This window comes from Frankia sp. CeTa3Moorea (assembly GCF_978021225.1).
Genome location: NZ_CDXDOR010000094.1, coordinates 1 through 13,356, shown reverse-complemented (window position 1 = coordinate 13,356; position 13,356 = coordinate 1). Strand labels below are relative to the sequence as shown.

Below are 13,356 nucleotides of genomic sequence, written 5' to 3'. Positions count from 1 at the left end.
GGGCCGGGTGCTGCGTACCCACACCTCCCCGGTGCAGATCCGCTCCCTGCTGAACCGCCCGCTGCCCGTGTACGTCGTGTGCCCGGGGCGGACATACCGCAACGACACCATCGATGCGACGCACTCGCCGGTCTTCGGCCAGCTCGAAGGTCTGGCCGTGGACAGGGGCATCACCATGGCGGACCTGCGCGGCACCCTGGAGGTCTTCGCCCAGGCGTTGTTCGGGGCGGGCCTGTCGACGCGGCTGCGCCCGTCGTTCTTCCCGTTCACCGAGCCGTCCGCGGAACTGGACGTGCAGTGCTTCGCCTGCCGCGGGGAGGCGGCCCGCCAGCCCTGTCGGGTCTGCTCGGACGAGGGCTGGATCGAGGCCGGCGGCTGCGGCATGGTCGACCCGCACGTCCTGCGGGCCGCGGGGGTCGATCCGACCGGGTACAGCGGTTTCGCGTTCGGGATGGGGCTGGAACGGGCCGCGATGGTCCGCCATGGCATCCGGGAGATCCGCGATTTCGTCGACGGTGACGTCCGGTTCAGCCTGCCGTTCGGAATCGAGGACTGACCCATGCTGATCGTGATGTCTTGGCTGCGGGAGTACGTGGCGGGGCTGCCGCCCACGCGGGCCGTCGCCGACGCGTTGATCCGGGCCGGTTTCGAGGTCGAGGGACTGCGCAGCGCCGGGGGCGAGTTCTCCGGCGTGGTCGTCGGGGAGATCGTCGACTTCGAGATCGTCGAGACGAAGAAGAAGGCCGTCCGCTGGTGCCAGGTCCGGGTCGCCGAGAGCGCCGGATCCGGGGATGCCGGATCCGGGGGCGAGGGCGAGGGCGTGCGCGGCGTCATCTGCGGGGCGCACAACTTCGCCGTCGGTGACCGGGTGGCGGTCGCGCTGCCCGGCGCCGTGCTGCCCGGCGGGTTCGAGATCACCGCGCGGAGGACCTACGGCCATGTCAGCGAGGGGATGATCTGCTCGGCCCGGGAACTGGGCCTCGGCGAGGAGTCCGACGGCATCCTGGTGCTCGCGCCGCGGGCGCCGATCGGCGCCGACGTCGCCGAGCTGCTCGATCTCGCCGACGAGGTGCTCGACATCGCGGTCACCCCGGACCGGGGCTACGGCCTGTCGGTGCGGGGGATCGCCCGGGAGGCGGCGATCGCCTTCGCGCTGCCGTTCACGGACCCGGGCGCGCCGGCGGACCTGGCCGCCGGCCCGGGGCCCGCCGGGGAGGCCTATCCGGTCGTCGTCGAGGACACCGCGGCGTGTGACCGCTACGTCGCCCGGGTGGTGACCGGGGTCGACCCGCGGGCCACCACCCCGCCGGGGTGGCAGCGGCGGCTGTCGCTGTCCGGGATGCGGTCGATCTCGGTGCCGGTCGACGTCACCAACGCCGTGCTGCTGGGCCTCGGCCAGCCGTTGCACGCCTTCGACCGGGCGAAGCTGACCGGCGCGATCATCGTGCGCCGGGCCGTCGCCGGAGAGACGCTGCGCACCCTCGACGGGGTCGACCGCACTCTCGACCCCGAGGATCTGGTCATCGCCGACGACACCGGTCCGATCGCGCTCGCCGGGGTGATGGGCGGGGCCAGCACGGAGGTGTCCGCGACGACCACCGACATCGTCCTCGAGGCGGCGCACTTCGACCCGATCACGGTGGCCCGCACCGCCCGCCGGCACCGGCTGTCCTCGGAGGCGTCGCGGCGTTTCGAACGCGGCGTCGACCCGGCGCTCGCGCCGGTCGCCACGGCGCTGGCCGTCGACCTGCTCGTCGAGCTCGCCGCCGCCCGTCCCGAGCCCGGCGTGACCGACCTGGACCACCGCCCCGGCCTGGCGCCGGTGACCCTGCCGCTGACGGAACCGGAACGCCTCGCCGGCCGGCCCTACCCCGCCGAGGTGGTGCGGCGCCGGCTCGTCGACGTCGGCTGCGCAGTGGCCGACGGGCCGGCGACCGGGGGCCTGCCCGGTGTCCTGATCGTGACGCCGCCGTCCTGGCGTCCCGACCTGACCCGGCCTGCCGATCTCGTCGAGGAGATCATGCGGCTGGAGGGGTACGACACCATCCCGGTGACCCTGCCGTCGCTGCCCGCGGGGCGCGGGCTCACCGCCGCGCAGCGGATGCACCGCGCAGTGGGCCGGGCGCTGGCCTACGCGGGGTTCGCCGAGGTGCTCACCCTGCCGTTCGTGCCCGAGGACGCCGCCGACGCGCTCAGCCTGGCTGCGGCCGACCCGCGGCGCGCGGCGGTCCGGATCGCGAACCCGATCGCCGAGGATGCCGGCTACCTGCGGACAACCCTGCTACCTGGACTGATCGCGGCGGCCGTGCGCAACATCGGCCGGGGGCAGCGCGATCTCGCCCTGTTCGAGAGCGGCCTGGTGTTCCGTGAACGCGAACGGATCCCGACGGGTGTCGTCACCCCGCCGGTGGATCGTCGGCCCTCCGCCGCGGAGATCGCCGCTCTGGACTCGACTCTGCCCGGCCAGCCCCGCCACGTCGCCGTGCTCCTCACCGGGCGCCGTGAGCCAGGTGGCTGGTCCACGCCGGCCCGGGACGCGGACTGGGCGGACGCGGTGGACGCCGCGCACGTGGTCGCCGAGGCGGTGGGCGTCACCCTGACGGTCAGGGCCGGCGATGTCATGCCCTGGCACCCGGGCCGCCTCGCGGAGCTCTCGATCGACGGTCGGGTCGTGGGCCACGCGGGTGAGCTGCATCCCCGGGTGCTCGGCGCCGCCGGGCTCCCGCCCCGGGCCGGCGCGATGGAACTGGACCTCGACGCCCTGATCGAGGTCGCGTCGGCGGCGCCGCCGATGATCGCGCCGACGATCTCCACCTATCCGCCCGCCGACCGGGATGTGGCGCTCGTCGTGCCGATCGAGGTGCCGGTCGCCGACGTGACGGCGGCACTGCGGGCCGGAGCCGGTGACCTGCTGGAGTCCCTGACCCTCTTCGACGTCTTCGAGGGCGCCCAGGTCGGGGTCGGTCAGCGCTCGCTGGCCTTCGGCCTGCGGCTGCGCGCCGGGGACCGGACGCTGACGGCCGCCGAGGCGAACGCGGTGCGGGACGCGGCGGTCGCCCGGGCGGCGGAGCTTACCGGCGCGTCCCTGCGCGCCTGAGGCCGAGGCGGGTTACGCCAGCCTCATTGCATGACAATGAGTTGGCGTGTATAAGATTGCAATCATGGGTGTGACGGCAGCAGTTGCGGGGGCGAGCGGGTACGGCGGCGGAGAGCTGCTGCGCCTGCTCCTCGCCCATCCCGAGATCAAGATTGGTGCGCTGGCCGCGAACGCGTCCGCCGGCCGGCCGGTGACGGACGTGCATCCCCACCTGCCCGACCTGGAGGGCCGGGTGTTCACGGACGCGGCCGCGCTGGCCGGGACTGACGCGGACATCGTTTTCCTGGCCCTGCCGCACGGTCAGTCGGCCGCGGTGGCCGCCACCCTGCCCGACACCGTACGGGTCGCCGATCTGGGTGCCGATCATCGGCTCGTCGACCCGGAGGCGTGGCGGCGCGCCTACGGGGGGGAGCACGCCGGGGCCTGGGCCTACGGCCTGCCCGAGCTCCCCTGGGCGCGGGCGGAGATCGCCGCGAGCCGGCAGGTGGCGGTCCCGGGCTGCTATCCCACGGCGACCTCTCTCGGGCTCGTGCCGTTGCTGGCCGGCGGTCTCGTGGAGCCCGCCGACCTGGTCGTCGTCGCGGCGAGCGGCACGTCCGGCGCGGGGCGCTCGGCCACGGTGAACCTGCTCGGCAGCGAGGTGATGGGTGACCTGACCGCCTACAAGGTGGGCACCCACCAGCACCGGCCCGAGATCACGCAGACCCTCTCCCGGGCCGCCGGTACGACCGTGACGGTGTCCTTCACCCCGGTGCTCGCCCCGCTTCCCCGCGGCATCCTCGCGACCAGTACCGGCCGGGCCATCCCGGGCACCGACGCGGACGCCGTGTACGAGGCGCTGCGGTCCGCCTACGCGGGGGAGCCGTTCGTCCGGGTGCTGCCGCCGGGGCGCTGGCCGCACACCGCGGCGACGCTCGGCGGGAACGCCGTTCATGTGCAGGGGACCTTCGACCCGGAGACTGGCCGGGCGATCGTCGTCACCGCGATCGACAACCTCGGCAAGGGCGCGGCTGGCCAGGCGCTGCAGTGCGCCAACCTGATGCTCGGCCTGCCCGAGACCGCCGGGCTGACCGCTCAGGGCATCGCCCCCTGACCGTTTCCGGCTCGGCAGGCCGGCAGGCCGGCAGGCCGGTAAGGACGCGGGACCATCGACCAGCAACATCGACCAGCAACGCGGACAGGGGACAGGAGAGGGTTGAGTTGAGCGTCACCGCCCCACGGGGCTTCCGCGCCGCCGGAGTGACGGCCGGGTTGAAGCCGTCCGGTCGTCCGGACGTGGCGCTCGTCGTCAACGACGGGCCGTCCGACGCCGCCGCCGGGATCTTCACCGCCAACCGGGTCCAGGCGGCTCCGGTGCTCTGGAGTCGCCAAGCCCTCGCCGACGGCCGGCTGCGCGCCGTCATCCTCAACTCCGGCGGGGCGAACGCCTGCACCGGTCCGGCCGGATTCGCCGACACCCACGCCACGGCCGAGCACGTCGCCGGGGCGCTCGGTATCGGTGCCGGCGACGTCGCGGTCTGCTCGACCGGTCTCATCGGCGTCCGCCTGCCCATGGACAACCTGCTCGCCGGCGCCACCAAGGCGGTGGCGGACCTCACCGATACCGCCGCCGCCGGCGCCGCGGCGGCGGAGGCGATCCGCACCACCGACACCGTCGCGAAGGCCGCGGTCCGCACCTCGTCGACGACCTCGGGTGTCACCATCGGCGGGATGGGCAAAGGCGCGGCGATGCTGGCGCCGTCGCTCGCGACGATGCTCGTGGTGGTCACCACCGACGCCGTCGCGGACGCCGCCACCCTCGATCGGGTGATCCGGGCGTCCTCGCGGGTCAGCTTCGAGCGGGTCGATTCCGACGGCTGCCTGTCCACCAACGACACCGTGCTGCTGCTGGCCTCGGGTGCCGCCGGGGTCAGCCTGCCCGAGGCGGAGCTGGCGGGGCTGGTCACCGAGGTGTGCATTGACCTTGCCCAGCAGATGCTCGGCGATGCCGAGGGTTCGACGAAGACCATCGCCATCACCGTGACCGGAGCCGCGACCGAGGACGACGGGCTGGAGGTCGGCCGGGCCGTCGCCCGCAACAACCTGCTCAAGTGCGCTCTGTACGGCAAGGACCCGAACTGGGGACGGGTGCTCGCCGCGATCGGCACCACGAAGGCCGTCTTCGAGCCCGACGCGCTGGACGTGTCCATCAACGAGGTGCAGGTCTGCCGGGCCGGGGCCCCCGGCGAGGACCGCGACCTCGTCGACCTGTCCGGCCGTGAGGTGCGCATCGGCGTCGATCTGCACGCCGGCGACGCCGAGGTCACCGTCTGGACGAACGACCTGACCGACGGGTACGTCTACGAGAACTCGGCGTACTCGACATGAACGTCCCGACCCGGACACTGCCGCCTTCGAACGGTGGGCACGGCGGCACCGGCGGCACCGGCGGCACCGCAGGCGCCGATGGCACCGGCGACGCCGCCCCGGGCGGGGGCACCGGGCGGGGCCCGGCCGCCACCGCCCGGGGCCACGCGGCGCTCGCGAAGACCCAGGTCCTCATCGAGGCGCTCCCGTGGCTGTCGCGGTTCCAGGGCGCGACCATCGTCGTCAAATACGGCGGCAACGCGATGACGGAGCCGGCGCTGCGCGAGGCCTTCGCCGCTGACGTCGTGTTCCTGCGCCACTCGGGGCTGCGGGTGGTCGTCGTGCACGGCGGCGGTCCGCAGATCACCGCGCATCTGGAACGCCTCGGTGTCCCCTCGACGTTCGTCGGCGGCCTGCGGGTCACCACCCCGGAGACCATGGACGTCGTGCGGATGGTCCTGCTCGGCCAGGTCAATCGGGACGTCGTGGGGCTCGTCAACGACCATGGCCCGTTCGCCGTCGGGCTGTCCGGTGAGGACGCCAACCTCTTCACCGCGCGGCGCCGCCCGGCGATCGTCGACGGCCGGGAGGTCGACGTCGGCCTGGTCGGCGACATCGTCGAGGTCCGACCGGAGACGATCAACGCCCTGCTCGGCTCCGGGAAGGTGCCGGTGGTCGCGTCGGTTGCCCGCGGCGTCGACGGCGGGGTCTACAACGTCAACGCCGACATCGCCGCCGCCGAACTCGCCGTTGCGCTCGGGGCCACGAAGCTCGTCGTCCTGACCGACGTCGAGGGCCTCTACGCGGACTGGCCGGCGAGCGACGAGGTGATCAGTGAGCTGAGCATCACCGAGCTCGAACGGCTCCTCCCCTCGCTCACCGCCGGCATGATCCCCAAGATGGAGGCCTGCCGGCGGGCGGTGCGTGGTGGTGTTCCACAGGCGCACGTGCTCGACGGACGGGTGCCGCACGCGGTGCTCCTGGAGATCTTCACCGACGACGGCATCGGCACTTTGATCATGGCCGAGCCGGGCACCTTGCCTGAGCCAGGTACGCCCCCTGCGCCCGCCGCGCGCCCGGCCGGGATCGTTCCGGCCGGCGAACCGACCGGAGGAACGCCGTGAACGCCGTGAACGCCGTGAACGCCGTGAACGCCGATCTGATCGCCCGCCGGGACGCCGTCGTGATGGCGACCTACGGCCGACCCGCGATCTCCCTGGCTCGGGGGGCCGGCAGCCGGGTGTGGGATCATGACGGCCGCGAATATCTCGACCTGGTCGGCGGGATAGCCGTCAGCGTGCTCGGTCACTGCCACCCGGCGGTCCGGGACGCCGTTGTCGGCCAGCTCGGCGCTCTCGGCCACGTGTCGAACCTCTACGCCAATGAGCCTCAGGTGCTGCTGGCCGAACGGCTCGTCGAGCTGCTGCGGGTCGGCGCGCCGAGCCCCGGGCTTCCGCCCGAGGGGGCGAAAGTCTTCTTCTGCAACTCGGGGGCGGAGGCCAACGAGGCAGCAATCAAGATCGCCCGCCGGACCGGCCGTTCGGAGATCATCGCCACCGAGGGCTCGTTCCACGGCCGGACCCTGGGCGCGCTGTCCATCACCGGTCAGCCGGCCAAGCGGGCACCGTTCGAGCCGCTGCTGTCCGGCGTCCGGTTCGTGCCGTATGGAGACGGCGCGGCCCTGCGCGCTGCCGTCAGCGAGGCGACCGCGGCGGTGTTCCTGGAACCAACCCTCGGCGAAGGCGGTGTCGTGCCGCCGCCGGCCGGCTACCTCGCCGCCGCGCGGGCTGTCTGCGACTCCGCTGGCGCGCTGCTGGTCCTGGACGAGGTGCAGAGCGGCATCGGCCGGACCGGCTCGTGGTTCGCCCACCAGGCCGAGGGCGTGCTGCCCGACGTGATCACCCTGGCCAAGGGACTCGGCGGTGGCCTGCCCGTCGGCGCCTGCGTCGGCATCGGCGCGGCGGGGACGCTGTTGCGCCCGGGGGATCACGGCAGCACCTTCGGTGGCGGCCCGATCGTCTGCGCGGCGGCGCTCGCGGTGCTCGACACGATCGCCGCCGAGGGCCTGCTTGAACACGCGTCGCGGCTCGGGGAGCGGCTGGCCGCGGCGATCCAGGCGGCGGGCGTGCCCGGCGTGGCCGGGGTCCGGGGACGGGGGCTGTGGCGGGCGATTGAGCTCGACGGCCCATTCGCGCCGGCGGTGGAGAAGGCCGCCCGCGAAGCCGGTTACCTGGTGAACGCCGTCGCCCCCGACGCCATCCGGCTCGCCCCGCCGCTGATCCTCACCGCCGCCGAGGCGGACGCCTTCGTCGCGGCCCTGCCCGGTATCGTCGGCGACGCGCTCGCCGCCCGGGTTCGGTCGGCGCAGTCCGCGTCGGCGCAGTCCGCGTCAGCCCCGGGCTCTAGGGTCAGCGCATGACGGTCCGACACTTCCTTCTCGACACCGACCTGACCCCCGCGGAGCAGACCGCCCTGCTCGACCTCGCCGACGGGCTCAAGGCACGCCGCCGCGTTACCCGGCTGACGGAGCGTCCGCTCGCCGGGCGCTCGGTGGCGCTGCTGTTCGAGAAGCCGTCGACGCGCACCCGACTGTCGTTCGACGTGGGCGTCGCCGAGCTCGGCGGCCACCCGGTGGTGATCGACGCGGCGAGCACGCAGCTCGGCCGGGGCGAGACCATCGAGGACACCGCCGCGGTGCTGAGCCGGTACGTCGACGCGATCGTCGTGCGTACCTTCGCGCAGGAGCGGTTGGAGCGGCTGGCGGCGGCGGCCACCGTTCCGGTGATCAATGCGCTGTCCGACCACGCCCATCCCTGCCAGGCCTTGGCCGACCTGCAGACGATCCGGGAGCGGCGGGGCCGCCTGGCCGGGCTGACCCTGACCTACCTGGGCGACGGCAACAACGTCGCGCACTCGCTGCTGCTCGCCGGCGCGTTGGCAGGCATGCGGGTGCACGTGGCCTCGCCGCCCGGCTATGAGCCGTTCGAGCAGGTGGTGCGGCACGCCAATGAGATCGGCATGGTGACCGGGGGGGAGGCGCTGGTGATGCACGACGCGCTGGAGGCCGCCGCCGGGGCGGACGTGCTTTACACCGACGTGTGGGCGTCGATGGGTCAGGAGGGTGAGTCGGACAGCCGCGCGTTGGTGTTCCAGCCGTACCGGCTCGACGAGAAGGCCGTCGAGGCCGCTTCGCCCGACGTGGTCGTCATGCACTGCCTGCCCGCACATCGGGAGCTCGAGATCACCGCATCGGTGATCGACGGACCCCGTTCGGTCGTGTTCGACCAGGCCGAGAACCGGCTGCACGCCCAGAAGGCCCTGCTGTCGATCCTGCTGTCCGAGGGCGTTGGTCCGACCGGCGCCGCCGGGAGCGCGTCCGGGGTGGGGGGCGCATCGCCGGTGGGGGGCACCGGGCGATGACCTCGGAAGCAGGCGCAGGGGCCCGGCGTGCCGCGCCGTTGACCAAGCACGCCCGTCAGGCTCGGCTGGCGGCGTTGATCGGTCAGCGCGGCGTGCGTTCACAGACCGAGCTCGCGCGTCTGCTGGCCGCCGAGGGCGTCCAGGTTACCCAGGCAACCCTGTCCCGTGATCTGGAGGACATCGGGGCGACCAAGGTGCGCGGTCCGGACGGCGGCCTGGTCTACGCGGTCGAGGCGAACCTCGCGCCGGCGGAGATCGTCCGGCTGTCGCTCACCCGGCTCTGCGAGGAACTGCTGGTCTCCGCGGAGGCCAACGGCGACCTGGTCGTGCTGCGCACGCCGTCGGGCGCCGCGCAGCTGTTCGCCTCGGTGCTCGACCGGGAGGCGCTCCCGGGGGTCATGGGCACGATCGCGGGGGACGACACGGTGCTCGTCGTCTGCCGGTCGGCTCCCGCAGCCGAGGCCCCGGTCCGTCCGGAGAGTTCCGTCGGCCCGGGAGATCCCATCGGTTCGGGAGAGCCAGCTGGTCAGGGAGGGCATGCCGGCCCGAGGGGGCCGGCACTCGCCGCCCATCTCCTGTGGCTCGCCGACGGCCGGGCGCGTGGAGCGTCGACGGGACCGTCCGCCGTGCCGGACCAGGATGCGTAGCGGTGCACCGGCGACGCCGTGAACCGGCCTTCCCAGCACCCTCGATAAACACAATGCTGATTTTTGCTAAAAATAGCACTCATCGGCTTTTTTGACTAATTCGGCGTGATTTCTAATAATTCAACATGATTCGATATAAATCAACATAAGGAGATAAGCACTGTGACCGAACGCGTCGTGCTTGCCTACTCGGGCGGCCTCGACACGTCCGTGGCCATCGGTTGGATCGGCGCCGAGACCGGCGCCGACGTCGTCGCGCTGGCGGTCGACGTCGGCCAGGGCGGCGAGGACCTCGAGGCCATCCGGCAGCGCGCCCTCACCTGTGGCGCGGTCGAGTCGATCGTCGTCGACGCCCGCGAGGAGTTCGCCGAGTCCTTCGTCGCTCCGGCGATCAAGAGCAATGCACTCTACATGGACCGGTATCCGTTGATCTCGTCGCTGTCGCGACCTGTCATCGTCAGGCATCTGGTCGCCGCGGCCCGCGAGCACGGGGCGGACGCCATCGCGCACGGCTGCACCGGCAAGGGCAACGACCAGGTGCGCTTCGAGGTCGGGGTGGCGGCGCTCGCCCCCGGGCTGAGCGTGCTCGCCCCGGTGCGCGACTCGGGGATGACCCGGGACAAGGCGATCGCCTTCGCGGAGGAACGCGGCCTGCCGATCGACGTGTCGAAGAAATCGCCGTATTCCATCGACCAGAACCTGTGGGGCCGCACCGCCGAGTGCGGCGTCCTCGAGGACCCGTGGGCCCAGCCGCCGGAGGACGTCTTCGTCTACTCCGCGGACCCCACCGTCGCGCGGACCCCCGACGAGGTGACCATCTCGTTCACTGACGGTGTCCCGGTGGGGCTGGATGGGCGCTCCCTCCCGCTCGCCGATCTCGTCGCCGAGCTCAACGTCCGGGCGGGCGCCCACGGCGTGGGCCGGATCGACCTGATCGAGGACCGGCTCGTCGGCATCAAGAGCCGGGAGATCTACGAGTGCCCGGCGGCGATCACGCTGCTGACGGCCCACCGGGACCTCGAGGACCTCACGCTCGAGCGGGATGTCGCCCGGTTCAAACGGGGCATCGACCAGCGGTGGGGTGAGATCGTCTACGACGGTCTGTGGTACTCGCCGCTGAAGAGCGCGTTGGACGCCTTCGTCGACTCCGCCAGCGCCGGAGTGTCCGGGGAGGTGCGGATCCGGCTGGTGGGTGGCGTCGCCCAGGTCGTCGGCCGGCGCAGCCCGGCCAGTCTGTACGACTACGCACTGGCCACCTACGACGCCGGCGACCAGTTCGACCAGCGCGATGCCCGCGGGTTCATCGAGCTCTGGGGCCTGCCGACGAAGGTCTGGGCGGCGCGCGAGCAGCGGCTGAACCCGTGACCGCGACGCACCCGTCCGGCGGGAACGACACGACGCACGGGGCGCCCGGGGACGGGGCGCCGATGCGGCTGTGGGGCGGGCGCTTCGCCGGCGGCCCGGCGGAGGCGCTCGCCCGGCTGTCGATAAGCGTCCAGTTCGACTGGCGGCTGGCGCCCTACGACCTGCTCGCGTCGAAGTCGCACGCCCGGGTCCTGCACCGGGCCGGGTTGCTCGACGCCGACGAGCTCGCGGCGATGCTCGCCGCCCTGGACGAGCTCTCCGACGCGGTCACCCAGGGCCGGTTCCGCCCGACCGTCGAGGACGAGGACGTCCACACCGCCCTCGAACGCGGTCTGCTCGAACGGCTTGGAACGCTGGGCGGAAAGCTGCGGGCCGGCCGGAGCCGCAACGATCAGGTCGCCACCGACCTGCGGCTCTACCTGCGGGACTCGGCCCGCGAGGTGGCCGCGCGGCTGACCGAGTTGTCCCATGCGCTGGTTGTGCTTGCCGAGCAGCACGTCGATACCCCGGCCCCCGGGATGACCCACCTGCAGCACGCCCAGCCGATCTCCTTCGGTCATCAGCTGCTGGCACACGTGCAGGCGTTCGTCCGGGACATCGACCGGTTGCGCGACTGGGACGCCCGGGCGTCGGTGAGCGCCTTGGGGGCCGGGGCACTGGCCGGTTCCTCGCTGCCGCTCGACCCGCAGGGGGTGGCCGCGGAGCTGGGGTTCGACCGGGCGTTCGCCAACTCCCTCGACGCGGTCTCCGACCGGGACTTCGCCGCCGAGTTCCTGTTCGTGGCGGCCCTGATCGGAGTGCACCTGTCGCGGCTCGGCGAGGAGATCGTGCTCTGGACGACGAGGGAGTTCGGCTGGGTCGAACTGGACGACGCCTTCGCGACCGGTAGCTCGATCATGCCGCAGAAGAAGAACCCGGACGTCGCGGAGCTGGCCCGGGGGAAGTCCGGCCGGCTCATCGGGGATCTGACCGGCTTCCTGGCCACTCTCAAGGGACTGCCGCTCGCCTACGACCGCGATCTGCAGGAGGACAAGGAGCCGGTCTTCGACGCGGTCGACACCCTGCTGCTGGTGCTGCCCGCGCTGACCGGCACGGTTGCGACCATGCGGGTCCGTCGCGAGCGGCTCGTCGCCGCGGCGCCCGACGGCTTCGCGCTGGCCACGGATGTCGCCGAGTACCTGGTGCGCCGAGGGGTGCCGTTCCGTCAGGCGCACGAGGCGGTCGGCCAGTTCGTGTCGTGGTGCGTGGCCCACGACGTCGATCTCGACGAGGTGCCGGACGACGATCTCGGCGTGATCAACCCGCTGCTCACCCCGGACGTGCGCGAGGTGCTGTCGGTGCGGGGAGCGCTGGAGGCCCGCTCGGCACCCGGCGGGACCGCTCCCGACCGGGTCCGCGAGCAGATCGCCGCGTTGCGTCCGGTGCTGGACCGGGACCAGGCCTGGGCGGTGGGTTGACGGCGCTACCCGAATCCTCGCCCGGCATGGCACCGACGGACGGTGCCGCGCCGGACGGGGTGGACTTCTACGACCGGCCCGTTCTGGTCGTCGCACCGGCCCTTCTTGGTGCGACGGTCCGGCACGGGCCGGTCGCCGTTCGGATCACCGAGGTTGAGGCGTACGGGGGGCTGGATGATCCCGCCTCGCACGCCTATCGCGGCCCGACGCCGCGCGCGGCCGTCATGTTCGGACCGCCGGGACGGGCCTACGTCTACCTCAGTTACGGCGTCCACTGGTGTCTGAACGTGGTGTGCGGACCGGTCGGTTCGGCGTCGGCCGTGCTCCTGCGCTCCGGAGAGGTCGTGGCGGGTCGCGACCTCGTAGCGGGCCGTTTCCCACACCTGGTCGAGGCGGACCTAGCGCGTGGCCCCGGCCGGTTGGGACGGGCGCTCGCCGTGACCGGCGCACTGAGTGGAACCCCGGTCACCGGCGCGGGGCCGATCACGGTGGCACTGGCCGGGGGCCGGGGGATCCGTCCTCCCGGCCCGCCCGGTATCTCCGGCGGCCGGGTCTGCCTCGGCCCCCGGGTGGGGATCCGGGTGGCGGCCGAATGGCCCTGGCGATTCTGGCTCGCTGGCGAGGCGACGGTCAGCAGCCCGCGGTCGCCGCGTCGACCCAGGTGAGTCGACCCGGTGATGCTCTGTACGAGTGTTCCGGGGGTCCAGAGCTCTGGCCCAGACCAGCAAGCCTCCCATATCAAAAGATCACAACGAACCAGTCTTGGGAAGGTGTGACGTACATCACATATCTTGGCGAGGGATTGATTTGACGTCCCCCGTCATCCACCCGTAATGTTCTCTCTGTCAGCGAGACACCGGATCCGCCGAACACCACGGATGCGGTCGGTGACCGCCCCCCTTGAGGGGCGTTATGTGGCAGATGTACGGCAGCCCCCGTCTGGGGAGTAACTGACGAGCATCCTCCAGAATTTCGCAAGAAGCCAGCAAGCCGCATGAGGGCGACGTCTTGCGACGTCTACTCA

Annotated in this window: 11 protein-coding genes; all 11 read left to right on the top strand. The window is 72.5% G+C overall.

The features are described from left to right. The coding region (locus tag AC08OV_RS16125; protein ID WP_476619879.1) for a tRNA ligase subunit PheS family protein at nt 1-556 on the top strand (556 nt) is incomplete at its 5' end. Between the two features lie 3 nt (nt 557-559). Beyond that, a complete protein-coding gene (pheT, locus tag AC08OV_RS16120; protein ID WP_476613964.1) occupies nt 560-3,097 on the top strand; it encodes a phenylalanine--tRNA ligase subunit beta in 2,538 nt (845 codons plus the stop codon). Between the two features lie 64 nt (nt 3,098-3,161). Further along, a complete protein-coding gene (gene argC / locus AC08OV_RS16115) occupies nt 3,162-4,190 on the top strand; it encodes an N-acetyl-gamma-glutamyl-phosphate reductase (RefSeq protein ID WP_476613963.1) in 1,029 nt (342 codons plus the stop codon). A 107-nt stretch (nt 4,191-4,297) separates the two neighbouring features. After that, the gene (argJ, locus tag AC08OV_RS16110; RefSeq protein WP_476613962.1) at nt 4,298-5,464 is read left to right on the top strand and encodes a bifunctional glutamate N-acetyltransferase/amino-acid acetyltransferase ArgJ; all 1,167 of its coding nucleotides are present in this window, start codon (nt 4,298-4,300) and stop codon (nt 5,462-5,464) included. Continuing rightward, nucleotides 5,461-6,567, top strand: a complete 1,107-nt coding sequence (argB, locus tag AC08OV_RS16105) for an acetylglutamate kinase (protein ID WP_476613961.1) — start codon at nt 5,461-5,463, stop codon at nt 6,565-6,567. The genes argJ and argB overlap by 4 nt, the downstream gene beginning before the upstream one ends. Nucleotides 6,568-6,590: 23 nt before the next feature. Next, nucleotides 6,591-7,862 carry an acetylornithine transaminase gene (locus tag AC08OV_RS16100; RefSeq protein WP_476619882.1) on the top strand — a complete coding sequence of 424 codons (1,272 nt, stop codon included), beginning with the start codon at nt 6,591-6,593 and terminating at the stop codon, nt 7,860-7,862. Next, nucleotides 7,859-8,863 carry an ornithine carbamoyltransferase gene (gene argF, locus AC08OV_RS16095; RefSeq protein ID WP_476619878.1) on the top strand — a complete coding sequence of 335 codons (1,005 nt, stop codon included), beginning with the start codon at nt 7,859-7,861 and terminating at the stop codon, nt 8,861-8,863. Before AC08OV_RS16100 ends, argF begins: the two co-directional genes overlap by 4 nt. Continuing rightward, nucleotides 8,860-9,510, top strand: a complete 651-nt coding sequence (gene argR, locus AC08OV_RS16090; protein ID WP_476619877.1) for an arginine repressor — start codon at nt 8,860-8,862, stop codon at nt 9,508-9,510. The genes argF and argR overlap by 4 nt, the downstream gene beginning before the upstream one ends. 162 nt (nt 9,511-9,672) lie before the next feature. Then, nucleotides 9,673-10,875, top strand: coding sequence for an argininosuccinate synthase (locus tag AC08OV_RS16085; protein ID WP_476615786.1), 1,203 nt, complete (start codon nt 9,673-9,675; stop codon nt 10,873-10,875). Further along, nucleotides 10,872-12,332 carry an argininosuccinate lyase gene (gene argH, locus AC08OV_RS16080; RefSeq protein WP_476615787.1) on the top strand — a complete coding sequence of 487 codons (1,461 nt, stop codon included), beginning with the start codon at nt 10,872-10,874 and terminating at the stop codon, nt 12,330-12,332. The genes AC08OV_RS16085 and argH overlap by 4 nt, the downstream gene beginning before the upstream one ends. A 26-nt stretch (nt 12,333-12,358) precedes the next feature. Further along, nucleotides 12,359-12,997 carry a DNA-3-methyladenine glycosylase gene (locus AC08OV_RS16075; protein WP_476615788.1) on the top strand — a complete coding sequence of 213 codons (639 nt, stop codon included), beginning with the start codon at nt 12,359-12,361 and terminating at the stop codon, nt 12,995-12,997. Nucleotides 12,998-13,356 lie beyond the last annotated feature (359 nt).